Source organism: Streptomyces sp. NPDC102278 (genome assembly GCF_044766345.1).
GTDB lineage: Bacteria > Actinomycetota > Actinomycetes > Streptomycetales > Streptomycetaceae > Streptomyces.
Genome location: NZ_JBIWLV010000003.1, coordinates 217,840 through 242,083, shown reverse-complemented (window position 1 = coordinate 242,083; position 24,244 = coordinate 217,840). Strand labels below are relative to the sequence as shown.

Sequence of the window (24,244 nt, the reverse complement as noted above, 5' to 3'; positions counted from 1 at the left end):
TGTCACACCTGCCGCACGGCGGAAGTCCACCGTGATGCCGACATGCGGCCGGAAAGTCGATAAATCCACTCTCTGACCCCCGCGAGTCGCCCTGCTATGCCCCGGTCCGGGCGTCCTGGCGGGTTCCCCGCGCCGGCGGGAGTCCGCCATGTCAGGTCTCGGTCAATGACAACACTCCCCAAACAGCTGTCACTTGCGCAAAGCTGACCGGTCATCCGGCACCGAAATCCGGACCGTATCTTTCACTTAGCCAGGGATGCTGATGACCCTCGAATCCCCCAGCTCCACGCCCGGGGCCATACCCGGCGCCAGACGCGTCGCCCGCGTCGCGGCCGCCGCAGGCCTGGTGGCCGCGCTCTGCGCGACCGGAGCCGTTCCCGTCTTCGCCGCGACGGGAGCCACTGACCCCGGCTCCTCCGCGCCGGTCAAGTCCGCCGACCAGAAGCTCGGTTCGGCCGACGCCGAACTGCTTCAGGAGGCCAAGGCCAAGGGTGACAAGAACGTCACCGTCATGGTCGCGACCGCCCCCGGCCAGACCGAGCAGGTCGCGCAGCAGCTCGACGCCGTCCAGGGCGCCTCGGTGGGCCGGACGTACGACAAGCTCGGCTACGTCCGCGCCACCCTGCCGACCGACAAGGCCGAGGCCGCGCTGAAGGCCGCCGGCAAGCTGTCCTCGGTGCACGGCATCGACCTGCGGCACGAGATCCAACTGCCGGACCCCCGTCCGGACGCGGGCAAGGAGACCGGCAAGGTCAAGAAGACCGCGGCCGAGACCTACCCGGCGCCGGGCAAGGACACCCCCGCGAAGAACCCGTACAACCCGTCCTTCGAGACCGGCGCGGTGGACTTCGTCAAGAAGAACCCGAAGGCCGACGGCCGCGGCGTGACCATCGGCATCATGGACTCGGGCGTCGACCTCGGCCACCCGGCCCTGCAGAAGACCACCACCGGCGAGCGCAAGATCGTCGACTGGGTCACGGCGACCGACCCGATCACGGACAACGACGCCACCTGGCGCGCCCAGATCACCCCGGTCACCCCCTCCGGCGGCAGCTTCACCGCGGGCGGCCAGAGCTGGAAGGCCCCCGAGGGCAGCTTCCAGTGGAGCCGCTTCAGCGAGTCGATCACCGCGACCGGCGACGCGAAGGGCGACGTCAACCGCGACGGCGACACCACCGACCGGTTCGGCCTGCTCTACGACCCGGTCGCCGGGACCGTCCGCGTCGACACCGACCAGGACGGCGACTTCACGAACAACGAGCCGATGAAGCCGTACAAGGACGGCTACCAGATCGGCTGGTTCGGCACGGACAACCCGGCGACCGAGATCGCCGAGCGCATCCCGTTCGTGATCGAGATCCGCAAGGACGTCCCGATGGACCCGCTGGGCGGTGACTGGGTCGGCAAGAAGGCGGACTTCGTCAACGTCGGCATCATCGAGTCCGAGCACGGCACGCACGTCGCCGGCATCACCGCCGCCAACAGCCTCTTCGGCGGCAAGATGAACGGCGAGGCGCCCGGCGCCAAGCTCGTCTCCTCGCGCGCCTGCTCCTGGTCGGGCGGCTGCACCAACATCGCGCTGACCGAGGGCATGATCGACCTCGTCGTCAACCGCGGCGTGGACATCGTCAACATGTCGATCGGCGGCCTGCCGGCGCTGAACGACGGCAACAACGCGCGCTCCGAGCTCTACAAGACCCTCATCGACACCTACGGTGTCCAGCTCGTCATCTCGGCGGGCAACGAGGGCCCCGGTGTCAACACCATCGGTGACCCCGGTCTCGCGGACAAGGTCATCTCCGTGGGCGCCGCCGTCTCCAAGGACACCTGGGCCGCCAACTACGGCTCCGGCGTGAGCAAGAAGTACAACATGTTCCCGTTCTCCTCGCGCGGTCCGCGTGAGGACGGCGGCTTCACGCCGACCATCACCGCCCCCGGCGCGGCCATCAACACCATCCAGACCTGGCTGCCGGGCGCGCCCGTGGCCGAGGCCGGCTACGCCCTGCCCGCCGGTTACGGCATGCTCCAGGGCACCTCGATGTCCTCGCCGCAGGCGGCGGGCGCCAGCGCCCTGCTCATCTCGGCCGCCAAGCAGCAGCACCTCGCGCTGACCCCGGCGAGCCTGCGGGTGGCGCTCACCAGCACCGCGAAGAAGATCGCCGACGTCCCGGCGCACGCCCAGGGCTCCGGTCTGATCGACGTCGTCGGCGCGTGGGAGTCCATCCAGCGCAACGCCAAGGCCGAGGAGTTCACGGTCAAGGCGCCGGTCGACACCGCGATCGACCAGTTCCTGAAGACCCCGGGCTTCGGCACCGGCCTCTACGACCGCGAGGGCGGCCTGAAGGTCGGCCAGAAGAAGGTCTACGACGTCGTCGTCACCCGCACCACGGGCGTCAAGTACGGCACCCGGCACGACCTGACCTGGCGCAACAACGACGGGACCTTCAAGGTCATCGGCGGCTACGACTACGTCACGCTGCCGCTGAACAAGCCCGTCACCATCAAGGTCGAGGCCAACGCCAAGTCGGCCGGCGTCCACAGCGGCATCCTGCAGCTCGACGACCCGACCACCGAGGGCATCGACAAGCAGATCCTCACCACGGTCGTCGCGGCCACCCCGCTGGCGAAGCCGTCCTTCACGCTGTCGGACACCTCCTCGGTGCAGCGCAACAGCCACAAGTCGTACTTCGTGACGGTCCCGCAGGGCGCCAAGACCCTTGAGGTCGCCCTGGGCGGTCTGAAGGACGGCAGCCAGACGCGCTTCATCTCGATCCACCCGTACGGCGTGGGCGTCGAGGACAGTGCGACGACCCAGTGCTACCCGAACTACAACAACCCGGCGAACACCTGCCGCCCCGACCTGCGGTCGTACGCCGACCCGCAGCCCGGCGTCTGGGAGATCGAGGTCGAGTCGCGCCGTACGTCGCCGCTGCTCGACAACCCGTACAAGCTGGACGTCTCCGTCCTCGGCGCGGTCTTCGACCCGGCCGTCAAGGTGCTGCCCGAGGTCAAGCTGGGCACCCCGGCGCCGGTTCAGCTGACCGTCAAGAACGAGGCCGCGGCCATCTCCGGCGGCAAGCTCCAGGGTGGTCCGCTCGGATCCGCGAAGGTCGCCAAGCCGACCATCGCCAACGGTGAGACCCAGACCAGCGAGGTCACGATCGGCGAGGGCGTCTCCCGCCTCGACGTCGCGATCGGCAAGGTCTCCGACACCGGTGCGGACCTCGACCTCGAGGTCTACAAGGACGGCGTCAAGGTCGGCACCTCCGCCGACGGCGACTCCGAGGAGGCCGTGAGCCTGGTCAACCCGGCCGCCGGCACCTACACCGTCAAGGTCATCGGCTACGCGATCCCGGCCGGCACCACCACGTACGACTACCGCGACGTGTTCTTCTCGGCCGCCCTGGGCTCCGTCCAGGTCGACGAGGCCGCCGCGGTGAACCTCGCCACCGGCGCCACCGCGCAGGTCTCGGCGAAGGTCCTGGTCAACAGCGCGGCCCCCGAGGGCCGTCAGTTCTTCGGCCAGGTCAAGCTGCTCAACGCCCGCGGCACCGCCGCCGGCACCGGCAGCGTGCAGATCGAGAAGGTCCTGCCGTAACCCCGTAGGAACCTGAAACCGCGGTACCCCGAAGAAAAGGGGGCGGTGCTCCGACGAGCACCGCCCCCTCCTCGTTCCCCGCGTTCCCCCGCGTGTTCCCCCTCGGGCCTACCTGCCCAGCGACCTCAGGTAGGCCGCGGGCGGTGACCTCCTCGACCAGTTCCTTGGCCACGGCCCCCTGGCGCGGGCCGTGGGCGTTCGCCGGGGTGGAGGTGAGCAGGACGGGTGCGGCGACGGCGACGGCCGCGAGGGCGGCCGGCGCCGGTATGGACCGGCGGCGGTGGCGGATGGCTCGTACGGTGGTTCTCCCCGAGTCGGTCGTTTCGATGTCTGATACGCCGTGTCCGGATAACGGTCACGGCCCGATCGGACGCCAACCGGTTCTGACCAGGGAAAACTGCCGTTCCGGGGTGGTGCAACACGCCCGTCACGGACTCGTCACGGGGGTTCACATTCGGGACACCGTCCGCACCTCGGACAATGGATTGGACAAGGCTCGTGGGGTCGAACGCATGATGGCTCCACGCGCGCCCGCGTCGTACGTACCAAAAGGAGTCACCGTGAGGGTCGGAATCGTCGGAGCCACCGGACAGGTCGGCGGAGTCATGCGCGGCATCCTCGCCGAGCGCAAGTTCCCGGTGGACGAGCTGCGGCTGTTCGCCTCGGCCCGTTCGGCGGGCTCGACTCTGGAGTGGCAGGGCCGCGAGATCACCATCGAGGACGCCTCCACGGCCGACTACTCGGGCCTGGACATCGTGCTCTTCTCGGCCGGCGGCGCCACGTCCAAGGCCCTCGCCGAAAAGGTCGCCTCCCAGGGCGCGGTCGTGATCGACAACTCCTCGGCCTGGCGCAAGGACCCCGAGGTCCCCCTCGTCGTCTCCGAGGTCAACCCGCACGCGATCAAGAACCGCCCCAAGGGCATCATCGCGAACCCGAACTGCACCACCATGGCCGCGATGCCCGTACTGCGTCCCCTGCACGACGAGGCCGGCCTGACCGCGCTGATCGCCACCACCTACCAGGCCGTCTCCGGCTCGGGCGTCGCGGGCGTCGCGGAACTCGACGGCCAGGTCAAGGCCGTCGCGGGCGAGGCCACCGCGCTGGTGCACGACGGCGAGGCCGTGGTCTTCCCCGAGCCGGGCGTCTACAAGCGTCCGATCGCCTTCAACGTGCTGCCGCTCGCGGGCTCGATCGTCGACGACGGTTCCTTCGAGACGGACGAGGAGCAGAAGCTCCGCAACGAGTCCCGCAAGATCCTCGAACTCCCGGAGCTCAAGGTCTCGGGCACCTGCGTGCGCGTGCCGGTCTTCTCCGGCCACTCGCTCCAGGTCAACGTCCGCTTCGAGCGGCCGCTGAGCGTCGAGCGCGCCCACGAGCTGCTGGCGGGCGCCCCGGGCGTCGAGCTCTCCGAGATCCCGACCCCGCTCCAGGCCGCGGGCAAGGACGCCTCGTACGTGGGCCGCATCCGCAACGACGAGACGGCCGAGAACGGCCTGGCCCTGTTCCTGTCGAACGACAACCTCCGCAAGGGCGCGGCGCTGAACGCCGTGCAGATCGCGGAGCTGGTCGCCGAGGAGCTGCGCGGCTGATCGGCCCGCCGCACCCGCTGTCCGACGTCCGGCCCGTCCCACCTCCCCGGTGGGGCGGGCCGGCGTCGTGTCCGCCCCCACGTCGCATCGGAACGCATCGGAACGACTCCTCGTCGCAGCCCTCACCGCATCCCCCGTGCACCGGAACGACCCCTTCCCGACCCGATTGTCACCGGCCCGTCACAGCGCAGTCACCGCGCCGCAGTAGCATCGCTCGCCCCTCGAAACCCTCTTCCACCAGGGGTTTTGCATGATCTACATTTCATCTTGCCTCCCAGGGGGGGAGGTCAAGACAGCAGTCCTGGGGGACATCTTCATGAACGCCCGCACCACCTCTCGCCGCTTCCGCGTGCTCACCTGCACCGCCCTCGCCCTGGCCACCGGGATGATCACCGCCGGACAGTCCTTCGCCTCCGAGCCGCCGGTCGTCCCCGGCAAGCCGTCCGCCGCGGCGCAGGCCGTCCCGCAGCCGGGTGGCGCCGTCGTCGCCCCGACGGCCAAGTCCGCCGCCAAGACCGCCGGCAAGGCCGCCGCGGCCGTCTCCCCGCGGCTGGACATCGACGGCAACGGCAAGGACGACTTCCTCCTGCGCAGCACCTGGGGCGGCTGGTCGGTGCGTTACGACTCCGGCGCCACCGCCGCGTTCCCGATCGCCGGGGAGATCAAGAACGTCGACGAGCACAAGGAGGTCGTGCCGGTCGGCGACCTCGACGGGAACGGCAGCCCCGAGCTCCTGACCATCAACACCCTGGGCGGCATCCAGCTGCACACCGCGTCCACGCAGGGCAGCACGCCGACCGGCTGGGCCTCCGGCGGCTGGCACGTGTTCAACAAGGTGGCGGGCGCGGGCGACCTGACCGGCGACGGCCACCCGGACCTGCTGGCCCGCACCACCCGGGGGCAGCTCTTCCTGTACCCGGGCACCGGCACGGCGGACGCGACCAGCCCGTACGCGGACCCGATCGAGGTCGCGGGCAACCAGTGGAACTTCACCAACCTCGTCACGGGCTACGACTTCGACACGGACGGCCTGGCCGACCTGATCACCCGGTCCCCGGACGGTCTGCTGTACTTCCGCCCCTCCACCGGCAAGACCGACGCCCCGTTCGGTGAGCCCGTACAGATCGGCTTCGGCTGGCAGCAGTTCGACCAGGTCCTCGCCCAGGGCGACAAGGACGGCAACGTCCGGCTCCTGGCGCGCATGAACGACGGCGGCGCGTTGGTCTACACGAGCCTGGGCAACGGCAAGCTCAACCAGGCCGGCGCCTACGACCTGGAGTTCCCGCACTTCCTCGGCTTCGCCGGTGACGACTCCCCGAACGGTGCCTACGGCAAGAAGAGCCTGATCGCCCGTGCCGCCGACGGCTCCATGTCGCGCTACCTCAGCAGCGGGCGCAACCGCTTCGAGGGGCCGATCGGCCACTACGCGTTCAGCCGGCCGCCGATCGGCACCGACACCCTGGTCCACGCCTCGGGCCTCGGCACCAACCCGGACGGCAACGTCCTCAAGATCACCGCCGGTGGTCAGCTGTGGGCGCTGTACGAGACCGGCGACGTGAACCTGGGCTCCGGCTGGGGCGTCTACAACACGGTCATCGGCGTCGGTGACCTGACCGGGGACGGCCGCGGCGACCTGCTGGCCCGCGAGAAGGGCGGCGACCTGTACCTGTACCCGGGTCGCGGCACCGGCACCGGCTTCTACAACCGCCTCAAGGTCGGCAGCAGCTGGAACTCCCTGGACCGGATCACCGGTGCCGGCGACATGACCGGCGACGGCGTCCCCGACCTGGTCGGTCGCGGCACCGACGGCCGCCTGTGGCTGTACCAGGGCACGCGTGACACGGCCGTTCCGTTCGCGAAGCCGGTCCAGGTCGGCAGCGGTTGGAAGGACATGACCGCGATCGTCTCCCCCGGCGACCTGAACGCCGACGGCCTGTCCGACCTGGTCGCCCGCGACTCCCAGGGCAAGCTCTGGCTGTACACGGCGAGCGGCCTCACCCCGGTCGCCCCCGATGCCACCTTCGAGTCCCGGACCGCCCTGGGCTCGGGCTGGAACCAGTTCACCGACCTGGTCTGATCCGGTCGCGTCCCCCCGCCGCGGGCGACGCCCCGGTGCCCCCTCGCCGCGCCCCATCGGATTCCTCCGGTGGGGCGCGGTGTCGTGCCGGGACGAAACCCTCCAAAGGGGATGGCGCGTTCGCCCGTGGATTAGTCCGGGGCGGTTGCGCCGACCGCGTGGAAGGATGGCGGGGCAACGACCATCGAAGGAGATGAACGCGTGCCTGGCACGAACCTGACCCGTGAAGAGGCTCAGCAGCGGGCGAAGCTGCTGACCGTCGACTCGTACGAGATCGAACTCGATCTCAGCGGTGCGCAGGAGGGCGGCACCTACCCCTCCGTGACCACCGTGCGGTTCGACTCCGCCGAGGCGGGCGCCGAGACCTTCATCGACCTGGTCGCGCCGGCCGTGCACGAGGTCGTGCTGAACGGCAGGGCCCTGGACGTGGCCGCCGTCTTCCGGGACTCCCGGATCGCGCTGAGCCACCTCCTCGCCGGCGCGAACGAGCTCCGTGTCGTCGCGGACTGCGCCTACACCAACACCGGTGAAGGCCTGCACCGCTTCGTCGACCCGGTCGACCAGCAGGCCTACCTGTACACCCAGTTCGAGGTGCCGGACGCGCGGCGGGTCTTCGCCAGCTTCGAGCAGCCCGACCTGAAGGCGACGTTCCGGTTCACCGTGGCGGCCCCCGAGGGCTGGACGGTCGTCTCGAACTCCCCGCGGCAGATTCCCGCGGGGGCCGAGGCCGCGGACGTCAAGGACAACGTCTGGCGCTTCGAGCCGACCCCGCGGATCTCCTCGTACATCACCGCGCTGATCGTCGGCCCGTACCACGCCGTCCACAGCTCGTACGAGGGTCCGAACGGGCAGTCGGTGCCGCTCGGGATCTACTGCCGGCCCTCGCTCGCCGAGTTCCTCGACGCGGACGCGATCTTCGACGTGACGCGGCAGGGCTTCGACTGGTTCCAGGAGAAGTTCGCCTACGACTACCCCTTCGCGAAGTACGACCAGCTCTTCGTGCCGGAGTTCAACGCGGGCGCCATGGAGAACGCGGGCGCGGTCACCATCCGCGACCAGTACGTCTTCCGCTCGAAGGTGACGGACGCGGCGTACGAGGTGCGCGCCGAGACCATCCTGCACGAGCTCGCGCACATGTGGTTCGGCGACCTGGTCACCATGGAGTGGTGGAACGACCTGTGGCTGAACGAGTCGTTCGCGACGTACACCTCGATCGCCTGCCAGGCGTACGCCGAGGGTTCGAAGTGGCCGCACGCGTGGACCACGTTCGCGAACTCCATGAAGACCTGGGCGTACCGGCAGGACCAGCTGCCGTCCACGCACCCGATCATGGCGGACATCCGTGACCTGGACGACGTGCTCGTCAACTTCGACGGGATCACGTACGCCAAGGGCGCCTCGGTCCTCAAGCAGCTCGTCGCCTACGTCGGCATGGACGCCTTCTTCAAGGGCGTGCAGGCATACTTCAAGGCGCACGCGTTCGGGAACACGCGCCTGTCCGACCTGTTGGGCGCCCTGGAGGAGACCTCCGGCCGCGACCTGACCGCCTGGTCGAAGGCGTGGCTGGAGACGGCCGGCATCAACATCCTGCGTCCGGAGGTCGAGACCGACGCGCAGGGCGTCATCACGGCCTTCGCCGTCCGCCAGGAGGCGCCCGCGCTGCCCGCCGGCGCCAAGGGCTCGCCGGTGCTGCGCCCGCACCGGATCGCGGTCGGCCTGTACGACCTGCGCGACGGCCTGCTGGTCCGCTCGGACCGGATCGAGCTGGACATCGACGGCGAGCTCACGGCGGTGCCGGAGCTGGTGGGCCGCGCCCGCCCGACGGTGGTGCTGCTCAACGACGACGACCTGTCCTACGCGAAGGTCCGCCTGGACGAGATCTCGCTGGCCAACGTCACCGCGCACCTCGGCGACTTCACCGAGTCGCTGCCGCGCGCGCTGTGCTGGGCCTCGGCGTGGGACATGACGCGGGACGGCGAGCTGGCCACCCGCGACTACCTGGCGCTGGTGCTGTCCGGCATCGGCAAGGAGTCGGACATCGGCGTGGTGCAGTCCCTGCACCGCCAGGTGAAGCTGGCCATCGACCTGTACGCCGACCCGGCGTGGCGCGAGCAGGGTCTGGCCGACTGGACCGAGGCCACGCTGGAGCACCTGCGTTCGGCCGCACCGGGCAGCGACCACCAGCTGGCCTGGGCCCGTGCCTTCGCGGCGACGGCCCGGACCGAGGGGCAGCTGACGTACCTGTCGGCGCTGCTGGACGGCTCCGCGGAGATCGAGGGCCTGGCCGTCGACACCGATCTGCGGTGGGCGTTCCTGGAGCGCCTGGTCGCCACGGGCGTGCTCGACGAGCCGGCCATCGCGGCCGAGCTGGAGCGGGACGCCACCGCGGCGGGCGAGCGCCACGCGGCCACCGCCCGGGCGGCGCGTCCGACGGCGGAGGCCAAGGCACAGGCGTGGGCGTCGGTCGTCGAGAGCGACTCGCTGCCGAACGCGGTGCAGGAGGCGGTGATCGGCGGCTTCGTGCAGACCGATCAGCGCGAGCTCCTCGCCCCGTACACGGAGAAGTACTTCGCCGTGGTCAAGGAGGTCTGGGACACCCGCAGCCACGAGATCGCCCAGCAGATCGCGGTGGGCCTCTACCCGGCGCTCCAGGTCTCCGCGCAGACCCTGACGGCGACGGACGCCTGGCTGGCCTCGGCCGACCCGGGCGCGGGCCTGCGCCGGCTGGTCTCGGAGTCCCGCTCGGGTGTCGAGCGGGCGCTGAAGGCGCAGGCGGCGGACGCGGCCTCCGCGTCCTGACCCGGTCGTTCCCGACGAGGGGCGTCCCCGGTGTGCGACACGCGCGCCGGGGGCGCCCCTCGCGCGTGGACGCCGGGCCTCAGCCCGCGGGGACGGCCCTGAGCGCGGCCAGCACGTGGGCCACGGCGGGGGCCGCTTCGGAGCCGCGCCGCAGGGCCGCGACCACGTGCCGGGTGGGCCGGTCGTGGGCCAGGACCCGGACGGCGATGCCCGAGGCGCGGCCCGTCACCATGCGCGGGACGAGGGCCACGCCCATGCCGGCCTCGACCATCGCGAGGATGGCCGTCCATCCCGACGCGGAGTGGGCCTGTTCGGGAACGAAGCCGGCCGCCTCACAGGCGTGGCGGGTGATCTCCGACCAGGGGCCGCTGCCCCCGTAGATCCACCGGTCCCCGGACAGGTCGGCCAGTCGCACGGCCGGCGCGCCCGCCAGCGGGTGGTCGGGGGGCAGCGCCACGTCCAGCGGGTCCTCCAACAGCGTGACCCGGGTGAAGCGGGGGTCACGGGCGGTCGGGGCGTGGGCCGCGAGGGACAGGGCCAGGTCGACGGCCCCCGCGGACAGCAGCTCGTACGATTCGGCGGCCTCGGTCTCCCGGACGCGCACCTCCACGCCCGGGTGACTGCGGCGCAGGGCGGCGACGGCCGGGACGACGAGGACGGGCACGGCGGTGGAGAAGGCCCCGATCCGGACCTCGCCGGCGTCCCCCGACAGATAGCCGGCCAGTTCGGCGTCGGCTCGTTCGAGCTGGGCGAACACGGCCTCGGCGTGCCGCAGGACCAGGTGCGCCGCGTCGGTGAGCCGCACCCTGCGCCCCTGGGCCTCCAGCAGCGGCACCCCCAACTGCCGGGCCAGGTTGGTCAGCTGCTGCGAAACGGCCGAGGGCGTCATGTGCAGCGCCTCGGCCGTCGCGGTCACGGTGCCCCGGTCGGCCAGGGTCCGCAGGATCCGCAGCTTCTTGATGTCCCACTCGATCATGGGAGCGAACCTACCGCCGGGCACCGAGGGCCACGCCGCCGAGGATCAGCGCCATGCAGAGGAGTTCGGCGGGTCCGGTCCGCTCGCCCAGCAGCAGCAGTCCGAGGCCGGCGACGCAGACGGGCTGGAGGTAGTAGACGACGCCGGCGCGGGCGGCGCCGATGACCGCGACGGCCTTGTTCCAGGCGAAGAAGGCGACGGCGGAGGACATCACGCCGACGTAGAGCAGCATGCCCGCGGCGCCGGGGGTGACGGCGAAGCCGCCCTGGACGGTCACGGACACCGCGTAGGCGGGCGCCAGCATCAGCGCGCCGAGCACGAAGGTGGCGAGCAGGAAGGCGAGCCCGCCCAGTTCGGCGGGCTTGCGCTTGAGCAGGGCGCTGTAGGTGGCGAAGGACAGGGCGGCGCCGAACATCCACAGGTCGCCGGCGGTGAAGTCGAAGCCGAGCGAGCCGTCCCCGACGAGGAGGAGCACCCCGAAGGCGGCGAGCAGCATCCCGAAGACGCGGCGGGCTCCCAGTCGTTCGCCGCCGAGGCGGGCGTACAGGGCCATGACGACCGGCGAAGCGGCCATGATCATGCCCATGTTGGAGGCGGAGGTGGTCAGCCCGGCCTGGTGGACGAGGGTGTTGTACAGGGTGACGCCGAAGAGGGTGGCCAGGCACACGTAACCGAGGTGCGCGCGGAGCAGGGCCCGCTGTTCCCAGGCCTGGCGGGCGGCGAAGGGGGCGACGGCCACAGCGGCGATGACCCAGCGCCAGAAGACGGCCTGGACGGGTGGGACCGTGTCGGCCATTCCGCGGGTGGCGACGAAGCTCCCGGACCAGACGACCGTCGCGACCAGGGCGAGCACCAGGCCGACCCCGGCGGCCCCCTTCGTGCCGGTGCCCGCGGGCTCGCCGGCGCCCGCGGGCCGGCGTGTCTGCGAAACGGTACGGGCGCGGTCCGTGACGGCCACTGTGGTCTCCTCCTCGGGGTGGGGTGCGGTGATCCACCGCAGCGTGTGCTCTACCGTCGCACCCCGTCATTGCCCAGGTCCATCGAAACATTTCGATCGTTCCCTTCAGCGGAACTGAACGTTCCCGGGGGAACCACCTCGGCTTCGTCGGCCGGCCCGGGCGCCCTGGGCGTGCGCTGCGCGAGCTGTCCCGCCACGGTCGCGCCGAAGGCGATCGCCATGCCCAGCACCTGGACCGGGGTCAGCGCCTGACCGAGGGCGGCCCAGCCGATGACGGCGGCGGTGAGCGGGGACAGCGGGCCGAGGAGGGTGACGGAGGTGGCGGTCAGCTTGCCGATGCCGCGGAACCAGAGCCAGTACGCGATGCCGGTGTTGATCAGCATCATGTAGCCGTAGCCGAGGAGGGCCCGGCCGTCGAGGGCGGGCGGCGCCCCCTCCACGAGGGCGGCGATCGGGATGATGAACAGGCCGCCCGCGGTGAGCTGCCAGCCGGTCACGGCCAGCGGGCCGACGCCCTCGGGGCGTCCCCAGCGCTTGGTCATCACGGTGCCGGCGGCCATGGAGACGGAGGAGATCACTCCGGCGATCACCCCGACGAGGTCCAGTCGGGCCTGCGCGGTCAGGACCACCATGCCCACCCCGAAGGCGGCGGCGACGGCGGCGAGCACGGTCCGCAGCCGCGCCCGCTCCCCCAGGAGCAACGCGGCGAGCCCGACGACGAACAGCGGTCCGGCGGCGCCCAGTACGGCGGCGACGCCGCCGGGCAGCCGGTAGGCGGAGAGGAAGAGCAGCGGGAAGAAGGCGCCGATGTTGAGCGTGCCGAGGACCGCCGACTTCCACCACCACGCGCCCTTGGGGAGGGTCCGGGACAGGGCGACGAGCAGCAGTCCGGCGGGCAGGGCGCGCATGACGCCGGTGAACAGGGGCCGGTCCGGCGGCAGCAGTTCGGTGGCGACGGCGTAGGTGGAACCCCAGGAGACGGGGGCCAGGGCGGTCAGGGCGACGGTGGCGAAGCGGTTCACGAGAGCTCCTCGGACGGATGGGAGAAGACAAGGGAGCGGGACCGGAGCCCGACTCGGGCGGCGCCGGCGACGCTCTCGCGGGGGATCGGCGTGCCGGGCGTCGCGGGCGCCTGGATCGCCGGGGCCGGTGCGGGCGTCGGGCTCGCCGCCGCGGCCGGGGGCGTCGCGTACACGGCCTCCGCCGGGAGTCGGCGCTCCAGCCGGGTCAGGGCCAGGGCGGCGCCGAGGGCGGCCACGGTCAGGACGGCCCAGGGCAGCCGGCCGTCCACCGAGAGCAGTGCGGTGAACAGGGACGGGGCCAACGCCGAGGCCAGGGAGTACGACAGTTGGTAGGTGGCGAGGTAGCGGCCCCGCACGGCCTCGGGCGCGGCCGACACCGACAGGGCGCCGCCCGACGGGCTGTGGACCAGTTCCCCGATCGTGTAGACGACCACGATGACCAGCAGGGCGATCAGGGTCGCGGTCGGGCCGGGCCGCACGGTGCCGAGCACGATCTGACCCGCGAACGCGGCGGCGAAGAGCAGGGCGCCGAGCGCGGCGGAGTGGGTCCGGCGGGCTCCGGAGCGACGGACCCGGCTCGCGATCAGGACGCCGGCGCCGGCGCACAGGACGGTGTTGACGGTGAAGGCGGCCCCGGTGAGGGAGTCGGGGCCGTTCAGCCAGGTGGCGATGTAGAGCGGGAAGAGCACGGACAGGGCCGAGTAGCCGAGCGCGGTCAGGAAGTTGGCGGCGGTCAGGCCGAGGAAGGGACGGTCGGCCCACACCATGCGGTAGCCGGCGGGCGGTCGCCCGGCCGAGCCGGTCGCGACGTCCCGCACCGGCTTCACCCGGGCGACGAGGAGTCCGGCGAGTGCGAAGGCGACCGCGTTGCCCCAGGCGGTGTGGGTGAACGCGGCGGTGCCCCACAGCGCCAGGACGCCGGAGACGATCAGCGCGCCGGCGCCCATGCCGGCGTTCTGTAGGGCCCGGATGGAGGCCTGGAGCCGGTCGCGGGAGGAGCCTCGGGCCACCTCGCCGATCAGGGACTGCTGCACGACGGGGAACGACCGGTCCGCGAGGGCGGTGACCAGGGCGACGGCGGCGAAGGCGGGGAGCGAGTCGGCGAGCGGGTAGAGCGCGAAGCCGGCGGCCCGCACCGCGTGGAGGAGCAGGCTGACCCGCCGGGCCCCGAACCGGTCGACGGCCGAGCCGGCCCACGGCATGACCGCGAGTCCGGCCAGGCCGGTCACGGTGAGCACGACGCCGACGAGGGCGAAGGACAGGCCCGTCACGTGGTGGAAGAAGACGAGGGAGAACGGGACGTACATCCCGATCCCGATCGCGCTGATCCCCACTCCGAGGAGCAGGGACCGCTCGCCCGCCACCCGTTCTCCCGCTGTGCGCCGTCGCGCGTCGCCCTCGACCACGTGGACCACTCCGACCACTCCCCCGTTAGGTTGCTTGGAAGTAGCTTAGCTCTAAGCTACTTGTCGTCAAGCAACTTTCTTGCGTTCGACCAAACGGAGGCCGGATACTGCGCCCATGACCGAGGACACCAAGGACGCCGTCGACGCGATCGCCGCACAGTGGTACGCCGTACGACCGGATCTCGACACCGCACCGATGGCCGTCTTCGGCCGGATCTACCGGATCGCCAAGGCCATGGGCGACGAGATGGAGCGGACCTACAACCGCTACGGGATCTCCCGCGGGGAGTTCGACGTCGTCGCCACCCTGAGGCGATCCGGAATCCCGTACACCCTCTCGCCCCGGCAGCTGTCCGCCACGCTGATGCTCACCACGGGCGGCATGACCGGGCGTCTGGACAAGCTGGAGAAGGCCGGACTGCTGTCCCGCAGCCCCGATCCGCACGACCGGCGCGGGCTCCACGTGACCATCAGCGACCGCGGCCTGACGCTCATCGACGAGGCCGTCACCGCGGGCCTGGAGGTACAGCGCGCCGCGCTCACCGGGCTCGACCCGCAGGAGGTCGAGGTGCTCACGGGCCTGCTCAGGAAGTTGCTGGCCGGAACCCCCTGACGGCCCCCGGCCGGGGTCCGGGGAACGTCGCCGAACCGGACCCCGTGAACACGACGGGGCGCCGGGGGTCCGCGACACGACCGACACGCGTCGGCGTACGGACCCCCGGCGCCCCGGAAGTCATGAAGGGTGACCGCCCCGCGCGGGGGCGCTCACGTGGACGGACGTCAGTCCGTGGGCTGCTGCTTGCGCGACTTGTCGCCCACCATGACGAGGCCCGCGATGACCAGGAACAGCACGATCGGCGTGGCCACGAACAGGCCGAGCGTCTCGCCAATGCTCAGGGGCGGAGCCGGGTCGTCACCGTCGTCGCGGGTCAGCGCGAGGGCGGGAGACGTCATCAGCAGCATCATCAGCGTCGTTCCGGCCGTGACGGCGCCGGCGCGCAGTGCGTTCTTCTTGTCCACGGTGCAAAAGTAGCGAACACCTAAACAGAGCGCGCGCCCGGGGGTGCCGTACGGGTCCGCACGCCCTCGCGCACCGCGCTCAACAGGGCATTCGCGCGGGGTGAGGCCGTCAGCGCCTCCAGCGTCAGGGGCCGCCCCGATCCGTCGGCGACCGGCAGCCGCCAGTTGGGGTACTGGTCCCAGGTCCCCGGCACGTTCTGCGGCCGCCGGTCCCCCACCGCGTCCGGGAGCCAGACGCCGACCAGCCGGGCGGGCGTGCGCAACAGGAACCCGTACAGGGCCCGCACGGCGGACTCCTCGTCCTTCGTCTCCAGCCCGAGCCGGTCCAGTACGGCCAGCCACTCGACGGTGTCGGCCTCGTCCTCGGCCCGTTCCACCTCCACCGGGCGGGCGAGCAGACCGAGCCGGTCGCGCAGTTCGACGTGGGCCCCGGCCAGCTTCGCGGCGGTGGGCGGCAGGTCGTGCGTCGTGGCCGTCGCCAGGCAGTCCGCCCGCCACTCCCCGGGCTCCAGCGGGGCCCCGCCGCCCGCCCAGTCACGCTCGAACCACAGCACCGAGGTACCGAGCACCCCGCGCCGGGCCAGGGCGTCGCGGACGCGCGGCTCCACCGTGCCGAGGTCCTCGCCGATGACCAGGGCCCCGGCCCGGTGGGCCTCCAGGACCAGGACCGCCAACATCGCCTCGCCGTCGTGGGAGACGTACGCACCCTCCGCCGGCGGGGTGTCCCGCGGGATCCACCAGAGCCGGAACAACCCCATGACGTGGTCGATGCGCAGCGCGCCCGCGTACCGGAACACCCCGCGCAGCAGGTCGCGGAAGGGCGCGTACCCGGTGGCGGCCAGCGCGTCCGGCCGCCAGGGCGGCAGCCCCCAGTCCTGGCCCCGCGCGTTGAAGGCGTCCGGCGGGGCGCCCACGGAGATGCCCTCGGCGTAGTGGCGCGGGCCGACGAGGTCCGAGCCCTGCGGATGCACGCCGACCGCCAGGTCGTGCACGATGCCGACCGCCATGCCCGCCTCCCGGGCCGCGCGCTGGGCGGCGGCCAGCTGCTCGACCGTCAGCCAGACCAGCCAGCGGTGGAAGTCGGCCCGCTCCCCCGGCTCCTCCCCGGCGTGCCCGGCGCACCAGGCCGCGTGCCGGTCCAGCGGTTCCCCCTGCTCGGCGCGGAACGCGTCGTAGGCCGCGGCGCGCCCGGCCGCGCGTGGGACGGCGTACAGCAGCTCCAGCGCCCGCCGCTTGAGCTCCCACACGGCGTCCCGGTCGATGAGCTCGCCCTTCTCCAGGACCGCTCGGCGCAGCTCGGCTCCCCGCGCGGCCAGCTCGTCCAGGGCCGCCCGGTCAGGGCAGTCGGCGTACTCGGGGACGTCCTCGATCCGCAGGTGGACCGGGTCCGGGAAGCGGCGGGTGGAGGGCCGGTACGGGGAGGGGTCGGTCGGGGTCCCGGGAACGGCCGCGTGCAACGGGTTGACCTGGATGAACCCGGCGCCGTGGGTGCGGCCGACCCAGCGGGCGAGCTCGGCCAGGTCGCCGAGGTCGCCCATGCCCCAGGAGCGCTCGGACAGCAGCGAGTAGAGCTGGACGAGGAGCCCGTGGGTGGTGCGCCCGGGCGCGGCCGGGGCCCGGGCGGGGGCCACGATCAGCGTGGCCTCGGCGTTGGCGCCGTCGGGGGCCTCGGCCATGAGCCGGTGCACGCCGAGCGGCAGGTCGGGGCCCCACGGGGCCTCTCCGCCCTCCTCCAGCAGCACCCGGCTCCCGGCCGGCGCGGCCGGCAGGGGCTCCCCCCTCCAGTGCACCACCGTGCGGGGCAGGGGCCGCGCGGCGGCCTCCCGGGCGGCTTCCGCGACGGCGGCCCGGATCTCCTCGGGGGTCTCCACGGGCACCCCGAGCAGCGACAGCACCGTCGTGATGGTGGCGTGGGGGACCTGGACGGTCACCTCGGCGGCGGGCTGGTAGCTGGTGGCGATGCCGTGCAGTTCCGCGAGCCGGGTGAGATCGTCCATGTCAGTCCCTGTCTAGTTGCCCGCGGCCGCGGCCGCGGCGGGTGTGGTCGGCTCGCTCGTCAGCGGAGCCTCGGCGGTGAGGGGCGGCTCGCTGGTCAGCGGCGCGTGCGCGGAGTCGGCGAGCGGGGGCTCGCTGGTCAGGGGCGCGTCCGGCAGCCCGGCCTGGGTCGGCAGGTGGGCGAGCGGGGCGACGGGACGGGCGGAGGGTTTGTGGGCGGTGTGGATCGTGCGGGCGGTCCGGACGTTCATCTGAGCACTCCTTCGAGCGGGTTCGGCGGACGTGCCCGGGAAAACACCCTCGTGGCACGCGTGTCGGAACTGAGCGGACCAACGCAGCCCTACCCAGTCGACGGCCGCGCATTCCTGGCGAATCCGCTCCAGATCCCCCATCCGCATTGACACTCCCACCGTACGAATGGTGGGCTCTGGCTCGTTCACACGAGCGGGGGACGACTCGGGACGGGGAGGCTCCGTGCAGCTCAGGGGCAAGAAGCGGGCCACGGCGGCGGCGATCGCCGTCATGGGAACGCTCTTGGGCGGAGCGACCGCCTCCGGGCCCCGGGTGATGTCCGCCTCACCCTCCGCACCCGACACGCCCGACTCGCCCGCGTCGCAACCGGGGGCGGGTACCGCCGCGGCGAACGGCGCCGCGTCCGCCTCGTCGGGAGCCCGGCCCGGCCCGGTCCTCGATCCGGGCTCCGACGCGCCGCGGACCGCCGCCGACGGGCCGGCCGTGTGGCCGCGCCCGCAGTCGATGAGGGCCGATCCGGCGCACGCGGTGCCGGTGGGCACCGAGGCGGTACTGGTGTCGGCCGCCGACACCGATCCGTACGCCGCCGAGATCGTCCGGACCACCCTGCGCGGGGCCGGCGTACGGACCCTGCACGAGCGGGCCCCCGGGGACGCACTGCCCGAACACGGCCTCGTCGTACGCCTCCAGGGCCCCGACGCCCTCGCCGCGCTGCGGGCACTGGGCGCCGCCGAGGCGGGGGACCTGCCGGCCGGGGGCTATCGCATCGCGGTGGGCAGGGCCACCGGGCGGGACACGATCGCGCTGGCCGGCGTGGGGGACGACGGACTCTTCAACGCGGCGCAGACGCTGCGCCAACTCCTCCCGACGGGCACCGCGAAAGCCCCCGGGGTACGCGTACGCGACTGGCCGACGGCTCCCGTTCGCGGTGTCACCGAGGGCTTCTACGGGGACCCCTGGACCCGGGAACAGCGGCTCGCCCAGCTCGACTTCATGGGACGCACCAAGCAGAACCGGCTGCTGCTGGCGCCCGGCGACGACACGTACCGCACCACGCGGTGGCGCGAGGACTACCCGCGCGAGCGGCAGACCGAGTTCCGGGCCCTCGCCGAGCGGGCCCGCGCCAACCGGGTGGTGCTCGGGTGGGCGGTGTCCCCCGGACAGTCGATGTGCCTGTCCTCGGCGGCCGAGCGGGCGGCGCTCACCCGCAAGGTGGACGCGATGTGGGACCTGGGCTTCCGGGCGTTCCAGCTCCAGTTCCAGGACGTCAGCTACACCGAGTGGGGCTGCCTGGAGGACCGCGAGCGGTACGGAAGGGGCCCGGTCGCCGCCGCGAAGGCGCACGCCGAGGTCGCCAACGAGCTGGCCGCGCACCTCGCCGCCCGCTATCCGGGGGCGCCCGCGCTGTCCCTGCTGCCCACCGAGTACTTCCAGGACGGCCCCACCGGCTACCGGAGCGCGCTCGGCGGCGCGTTGGACGGACGCGTGGAGGTGGCGTGGACGGGCGTCGGGGTGGTGCCCCGCACCATCACCGGCCGGGAACTCGCCGGTGCCCGGGCGGCCTTCGGGCAGCATCCGCTGATCACCATGGACAACTACCCGGTCAACGACTGGGATCCGGGCCGGATCTTCCTCGGCCCGTACACGGGCCGCGACCCGGTGGTGGCCGGCGGCTCGGCGGGGCTGATGCTCAACGCGATGCCGCAGGGCACCCTGTCACGCATCCCCGTGTTCACGGCCGCGGACTACGCGTGGAACCCCCGCGGCTACCGGGCCGGCGAATCGTGGGCGGCGGCGGTACGCGACCTTGCGGGCCCGGACCCCCGGGCCCGCAAGGCGCTGGCCGCCCTCGCCGGGAACACCGCCTCCTCGGGGCTCAAGCAGGAGGAGTCCGCGTACCTGAGACCGCTCGTCGAGGAGTTCTGGCGGGCCCGCGCCGCGGGCGACCGGGCGGCCGGCGAACGGCTGCGCGCGGCCTTCACCGTGCTCCGGGAGGCACCCTCCCGACTGCCCGGCCTCGCCGGGGAGGCCGGCCCGTGGCTGGACCGGCTGTCGGACTACGGGACCGCCGGCGAACTGGCCGTGGACGTGCTCCGGGCCCAGGCCCGGGGGGACGGGGCGGCGGCCTGGAAGGCCTCGCGTTCCCTGGCGGCGGCCCGCGCCGGGCTCGCGGAGGCGGGCGACGCCCGGGTGGACACGGCCGTGCTGGACGCCTTCCTCGCGAAGGCGACGACCGAGTCGGACAGTTGGACGGGCGCGTCGCGGACCGTCGGCACGGTGTCGCGGGACCCCGGCGCGTGGACCGTCCGACTGGACGGCGTACGCCCCGTGTCGGCGGTCACCGTCATGACGGACCCCCTCGCGCCCGGGACGCGCGCCGCCGTGGAGGCACACGTACCGGGCGAGGGCTGGCGCAAGGTCGCCGACGCGGGCGCCTCCGGGTGGACCCAGGCCGACCTGCGCGGTCTGCGGGCCGACGCGGTGCGACTGGTCTGGGCCGGCGACTCCCCCGCCGTGCACCACGTGGTGCCCTGGCTCGGGGACGGGCCCGCGGCCCGCTTCGAGCTGGCCGGCGGCGGGCGGGCCGACGTGGAGATAGGCGGCGCCCCCCTGCGGATGACGGCGGACCTGTCCGCCCTGCGGCCCGGCCAGGTCCGCGGCGCGCTGTCGGCGGCCCCGCCCCCGGGGATCGCGGTCCGCGTCCCGGGCGAGGTGAAGGCCCCCCGCGGCACCCTGGTCAGCGTCCCGCTGGACGTCACCGTCGCGGCCGGCACGCGGGCGGGCGTCTACTCCGTCCCGGTGACCTTCGCCGGACAGTCGCGCACCCTGACGGTCCGGGCGGTGCCCCGCACGGGCGGTCCGGACCTGCTGCGGGGCGCGAAGGCCTCCTCGTCGGGCGACGAGACCCCGGCCTTCCCCGCCTCGGCGGTGCTGGACGGCGCCGACACCACCCGGTGGTCGTCCCCGGCGGTGGACGGGGCCTGGTGGCAGGCCGAACTGGCGACCCCCGCCCGGATCGGCCTGCTGACGCTGCGCTGGCAGGACGCGTACCCGTCCGCGTACCGGGTCGAGACCTCCGCGGACGGGGTCGTCTGGCACGCGGCGGCGTCGGTCGCCTCCCGGGGCGAGACGGACGCCGTCCACCTGGACGCGCCGGGGGCCCGGTTCGTCCGCGTCACGTGCGACAGGCGCGCGACGCGCTTCGGCTGCAGCCTCTGGTCGGCCACGGCCCACGCGGTGACCCCCTGACTCCGGCCTCGCCCGGCCGGGCGAGGCCGGAGGCTAGGACGCGGCGGCCGTCGCCGTCACCCCGACCCCGATCCGATCGAGCGCGTCCTCGGCCCCGTACGGCTGGAGGTACGGCATCCACCGGGGGTCCCGGTGCCCGGTGCCGATGATCCGCCAGGCGAGGCCCGACGGCGGCGCCGGCTGGTGCCGCAGCCGCCAGCCGAGTTCCAGCAGGTGGCGGTCCGCCTTGACGTGGTTGCAGCGTCGGCACGCGGCGACGACGTTGTCCCACGCGTGCTGCCCACCCCGGCTGCGCGGGATGACGTGGTCGACGCTGGTGGCGACGGCCCCGCAGTACATGCAGCGACCACCGTCGCGGGCGAACAACGCGCGGCGGGTGAGCGGAACGGGCCCCCGGTAGGGGACCCGCACGAAGCGCTTGAGCCGGACCACGCTGGGAGCGGGGACGGCTCTCGTCGCGCTGTGCAGAAAGGCGCCGGATTCCTCGAGGGAGACTGCCTTGTTCTCCAGGACGAGGACGAGCGCGCGGCGGAGCGGTACGACGCCGAGCGGCTCGTACGACGCATTGAGGACCAGGACGTGCGGCACGGACTGCCTCCTTGTACGCCGGCGGCGCGTGGCTCGCGCCGGGACGATCTGCTCTCCAGTCTCCCCTTATGGCAGGTCGAAGCGCCACCACGCGCCCGTAACGGGTCCGGGGTGTTTTCAACCACACCCGCCTTCTCGCCGGGTGAGTCTGGTCTCTCCGTCGGAGACGACAACGAGGTCGGGCGAGTGCCCCGTTAGTGTGGTTGGTCTGCCCGCACAAACCTCTCGCGGACAGACCGCTATGCCTGGAGGTTCCCGCCGTGCCCTCGCCCGCCATCCCGCCACCGCTGGCAGCGACCACCGACGACGCCGCGGAGAGCGTCACCAACGCCGCGGACTTCATCGAGCAGAACTGGGCCGACTGGCTGGCCATGGGGCTGCGGATCGTCTTCATCATGGTGATCGCGTTCGCGCTCCGGTCGGTGATCCGCAAGTCGCTGACCAAGCTCATATCCCGGATGAACCGGGGTGCGGCGGCCGTCGAGGGGACGACCCTGGGCGGGTTGCTGGTCAACGCGGAGCGCCGGCGCCAGCGCTCCGAGGCGATCGGTTCGGTGCTGCGGTCGGTGGCCTCGTTCCTGATCCTCGGCACGGCGGTGCTGATGGTGCTCGCGGAGCTGAAGATCGACCTCGCGCCGCTGCTGGCGAGTGCCGGTGTGGCCGGTGTGGCGATCGGTTTCGGCGCGCGGAACCTGGTGACGGACTTCCTCTCCGGCGTGTTCATGATCCTTGAGGACCAGTACGGCGTCGGGGACAAGATCGACGCGGGGGTGGCTTCCGGCGAGGTCATCGAGGTCGGACTGCGCGTGACCAAGCTGCGCGGGGACAACGGCGAGATCTGGTACGTCCGCAACGGCGAGATCAAGCGGATCGGCAACCTCAGCCAGGGCTGGGCCACGGCGGGCGTGGACGTGCAGGTCAAGCCGACGGAGCGGCTGTCCCACCTGCGCGAGGTGGTCCAGGGGGTCGCGGACGCCATGGCGAAGGAGTCCCCGTGGGACGAGCGCCTGTGGGGCCCGGTGGAGGTGCTGGGCCTGGACGAGGTGCTGTTGGCCTCGATGACGGTGAAGGTGTCGGCGAAGACGATGCCGGGCCAGCAGTTCGCCGTGGAGCGGGAACTGCGCTGGCGCATCAAGGAGGCCTTCGACGCGGCGGGCATCCGGATCATCGGTGGGCTGCCGGACGCGGAGGAGGCCGAGGAGGCCGCCGACCCGTCGGCCTCCGTGGCCGCGCCGTCGGCGATGGCGAACCCGACCTCCCCGCAGGCGCTGGCCACCACGCCGATCCCCGCACCGAGCGCGCCCGGCAACCCCCGGATCACCAAGTAGGCACCGCACCACCCGCTACCGCTGCCCCGCAGGTCACATCCTGCGGGGCAGCGCCATTGACACGGCTCGGAGGGTGATAGGAAACTTACCTAACAGTTCATCTCGGTGAGGGAGAGACGCTCCATGCCCGCCACCCCCGGAACGCCCAGCCTGTTGCGCGCCATGAACGACCGCGCCGCGCTGGAGCTGCTGCTGACGCACGGCCCCTTGTCGCGGACCCGGATCGGCCGGCTGACCGGACTGTCCAAGCCCACCGCCTCCCAACTGCTGGCCCGACTGGAGGAGGCCGGACTGGTCGTGGCCACCGGCACCGACGACGGCCGCCCCGGTCCGAGCGCCCAGTTGTACACGCTCAACGCCCGCGCCGCGCACGTCGGCGGACTGGACGTCACCCCCGGGCGGGTCGTCGCGGCCGTGGCCGATCTGACCGGCGCGGTGGTCGGCAGCTTCGAACTCCCCTACACCGAGGGCACCGGCGCCGTCGACCAGGTCACCGGGGCCCTCGGCGAGGCCGTCAAGGCCGCCGGGCTCCAACGCTGCGACCTGCACCGCCTGGTCATCGCCACTCCCGGCGCGTTCGACCCGCAGACCGGCCGGCTCCGGTACGCCAGCCACCTCCCCGGCTGGCACTCCCCCACCCTCCTCGACGAACTGGCGGCGGCCCTGCCGATGCCGGTCGAGTACGAGAACGACGTGAACCTGGCCGCCGTCGCCGAACAGCGGCTCGGCGCCGCCCGCGGCCACGAGGACTTCGTCCTGCTGTGGAACGAGGAGGGCCTGGGCGCCGCCCTGGTGCTCGGCGGCCGGCTGCACCGCGGCTGGACCGGCGGCGCGGGCGAGGTGGGCTTCCTGCCCGTGCCCGGCCATCCCCTGGTCCGGCAGGTCGCCCGCGCCAACACCGGCGGCTACCAGGAACTGGCGGGCGTACAGGTGCTGCCCCGGCTCGCCGCCGAGCTGGGCATCGAGGTCCCGACCGGGCCGGAGGTCGCCGTCGGCGTCGCGCTGCTGGAGCGGGCCGCCGCCGAGCCCGAGGGCGCGCACCTGGGCTTCCTCCGCTCGTACGCCACCGTCCTCGCGACCGGCCTGGCCTCGCTGGTGTCCGTACTGGACCCGGAGATCGTGGTCCTGTCGGGGGCCCTGATCGGCGCGGGCGGCGCGCCGCTGCACGCCCTCCTGGAGAGCGAACTGGCCGAACTGGCCCCCTCCCGGCCCCGGCTGGTCGCCGGCGAGGTGCGCGAGCGGCCCGTCCTGCGGGGTGCGTTGGAGAGCGCCCTGGCCACCACCCGCGACGAGGTCTTCGACACCTCCCGCCCGCCCCTGCGCCGGCCCCCGCGCTGACCCCTCCCCCCTCCCGCCACCGCGGCACCCCTCACGGAAGTTCCCTCAC

The 24,244-nt window shown here is 72.8% G+C and carries 16 protein-coding genes; 8 read left to right on the top strand and 8 right to left on the bottom strand.

Features of this window, described 5'->3' with window-relative positions; all coding sequences use genetic code 11:
• Positions 1 to 262: 262 nt before the first annotated feature.
• The 4 genes from ACIRO3_RS10120 (at position 263) to pepN (ending at position 10,063) form a co-directional block, all read left to right on the top strand.
• The gene (locus ACIRO3_RS10120; protein ID WP_404134567.1) at positions 263 to 3,598 is read left to right on the top strand and encodes a S8 family serine peptidase; all 3,336 of its coding nucleotides are present in this window, start codon (positions 263 to 265) and stop codon (positions 3,596 to 3,598) included.
• A gap of 560 nt (positions 3,599 to 4,158) precedes the next feature.
• Positions 4,159 to 5,187 carry an aspartate-semialdehyde dehydrogenase gene (locus ACIRO3_RS10115; protein WP_365997834.1) on the top strand — a complete coding sequence of 343 codons (1,029 nt, stop codon included), beginning with the start codon at positions 4,159 to 4,161 and terminating at the stop codon, positions 5,185 to 5,187.
• A gap of 316 nt (positions 5,188 to 5,503) precedes the next feature.
• Positions 5,504 to 7,264, top strand: a complete 1,761-nt coding sequence (locus ACIRO3_RS10110; RefSeq protein ID WP_404134564.1) for an FG-GAP repeat domain-containing protein — start codon at positions 5,504 to 5,506, stop codon at positions 7,262 to 7,264.
• Between the two features lie 201 nt (positions 7,265 to 7,465).
• Entirely contained in the window at positions 7,466 to 10,063 is a 2,598-nt protein-coding gene (pepN, locus tag ACIRO3_RS10105; protein WP_404134562.1) for an aminopeptidase N, read from the top strand.
• A gap of 79 nt (positions 10,064 to 10,142) precedes the next feature.
• On the opposite strand, the gene ACIRO3_RS10100 is transcribed toward pepN, so the two are convergent.
• Genes ACIRO3_RS10100 through ACIRO3_RS10085 form a run of 4 tightly spaced genes read right to left on the bottom strand, consistent with a single transcriptional unit; the run spans position 10,143 to position 14,383 of the window.
• A complete protein-coding gene (locus tag ACIRO3_RS10100) occupies positions 10,143 to 11,039 on the bottom strand; it encodes a LysR family transcriptional regulator (protein WP_365997831.1) in 897 nt (298 codons plus the stop codon).
• A 10-nt stretch (positions 11,040 to 11,049) separates the two neighbouring features.
• Positions 11,050 to 11,997, bottom strand: a complete 948-nt coding sequence (locus ACIRO3_RS10095) for a DMT family transporter (RefSeq protein ID WP_404134559.1) — start codon at positions 11,995 to 11,997, stop codon at positions 11,050 to 11,052.
• A gap of 50 nt (positions 11,998 to 12,047) precedes the next feature.
• Positions 12,048 to 13,019 (bottom strand): EamA family transporter, encoded by a 972-nt coding sequence (locus ACIRO3_RS10090; protein WP_366150345.1) that lies wholly within the window; start codon positions 13,017 to 13,019, stop codon positions 12,048 to 12,050.
• The gene (locus tag ACIRO3_RS10085) at positions 13,016 to 14,383 is read right to left on the bottom strand and encodes an MFS transporter (protein ID WP_404134556.1); all 1,368 of its coding nucleotides are present in this window, start codon (positions 14,381 to 14,383) and stop codon (positions 13,016 to 13,018) included. The genes ACIRO3_RS10090 and ACIRO3_RS10085 overlap by 4 nt, the downstream gene beginning before the upstream one ends.
• 157 nt (positions 14,384 to 14,540) lie before the next feature.
• Between ACIRO3_RS10085 and ACIRO3_RS10080 the strand changes: the two genes are divergently transcribed.
• Complete coding sequence (locus ACIRO3_RS10080) at positions 14,541 to 15,038, top strand: MarR family transcriptional regulator (protein ID WP_361774412.1); 498 nt, start codon at positions 14,541 to 14,543, stop codon at positions 15,036 to 15,038.
• Positions 15,039 to 15,205: 167 nt separating this feature from the next.
• On the opposite strand, the gene ACIRO3_RS10075 is transcribed toward ACIRO3_RS10080, so the two are convergent.
• The 3 genes from ACIRO3_RS10075 to ACIRO3_RS10065 are packed head-to-tail and all read right to left on the bottom strand — an operon-like array spanning position 15,206 to position 17,691.
• Complete coding sequence (locus ACIRO3_RS10075) at positions 15,206 to 15,445, bottom strand: hypothetical protein (RefSeq protein ID WP_053674868.1); 240 nt, start codon at positions 15,443 to 15,445, stop codon at positions 15,206 to 15,208.
• A 20-nt stretch (positions 15,446 to 15,465) separates the two neighbouring features.
• The gene (locus tag ACIRO3_RS10070) at positions 15,466 to 17,442 is read right to left on the bottom strand and encodes a 4-alpha-glucanotransferase (protein WP_404134554.1); all 1,977 of its coding nucleotides are present in this window, start codon (positions 17,440 to 17,442) and stop codon (positions 15,466 to 15,468) included.
• Positions 17,443 to 17,454: 12 nt separating this feature from the next.
• A complete protein-coding gene (locus ACIRO3_RS10065) occupies positions 17,455 to 17,691 on the bottom strand; it encodes a hypothetical protein (RefSeq protein WP_365997826.1) in 237 nt (78 codons plus the stop codon).
• A 223-nt stretch (positions 17,692 to 17,914) separates the two neighbouring features.
• Between ACIRO3_RS10065 and ACIRO3_RS10060 the strand changes: the two genes are divergently transcribed.
• Positions 17,915 to 20,941, top strand: coding sequence for a beta-N-acetylglucosaminidase domain-containing protein (locus tag ACIRO3_RS10060; protein ID WP_404134550.1), 3,027 nt, complete (start codon positions 17,915 to 17,917; stop codon positions 20,939 to 20,941).
• 33 nt (positions 20,942 to 20,974) lie between these two features.
• Here ACIRO3_RS10060 and ACIRO3_RS10055 read toward each other — a convergent pair whose 3' ends face one another.
• A complete protein-coding gene (locus tag ACIRO3_RS10055) occupies positions 20,975 to 21,529 on the bottom strand; it encodes an HNH endonuclease (protein WP_361786411.1) in 555 nt (184 codons plus the stop codon).
• Positions 21,530 to 21,789: 260 nt separating this feature from the next.
• Between ACIRO3_RS10055 and ACIRO3_RS10050 the strand changes: the two genes are divergently transcribed.
• The gene (locus ACIRO3_RS10050; RefSeq protein ID WP_404134546.1) at positions 21,790 to 22,857 is read left to right on the top strand and encodes a mechanosensitive ion channel family protein; all 1,068 of its coding nucleotides are present in this window, start codon (positions 21,790 to 21,792) and stop codon (positions 22,855 to 22,857) included.
• A gap of 123 nt (positions 22,858 to 22,980) precedes the next feature.
• Complete coding sequence (locus ACIRO3_RS10045) at positions 22,981 to 24,195, top strand: ROK family protein (protein ID WP_404134543.1); 1,215 nt, start codon at positions 22,981 to 22,983, stop codon at positions 24,193 to 24,195.
• Positions 24,196 to 24,244: the final 49 nt, after the last annotated feature.

Coding starts and splice junctions, on each gene's coding strand:
- ACIRO3_RS10110 (WP_404134564.1), top strand. CDS start 5,504: ATGAACGCCCGCACCACCTCTCGCCGCTTCCGCGTGCTCACCTGCACC.
- ACIRO3_RS10070 (WP_404134554.1), bottom strand. CDS start 17,442: ATGGACGATCTCACCCGGCTCGCGGAACTGCACGGCATCGCCACCAGC.
- ACIRO3_RS10065 (WP_365997826.1), bottom strand. CDS start 17,691: ATGAACGTCCGGACCGCCCGCACGATCCACACCGCCCACAAACCCTCC.
- ACIRO3_RS10100 (WP_365997831.1), bottom strand. CDS start 11,039: ATGATCGAGTGGGACATCAAGAAGCTGCGGATCCTGCGGACCCTGGCC.
- ACIRO3_RS10080 (WP_361774412.1), top strand. CDS start 14,541: ATGACCGAGGACACCAAGGACGCCGTCGACGCGATCGCCGCACAGTGG.
- ACIRO3_RS10045 (WP_404134543.1), top strand. CDS start 22,981: ATGCCCGCCACCCCCGGAACGCCCAGCCTGTTGCGCGCCATGAACGAC.
- ACIRO3_RS10120 (WP_404134567.1), top strand. CDS start 263: ATGACCCTCGAATCCCCCAGCTCCACGCCCGGGGCCATACCCGGCGCC.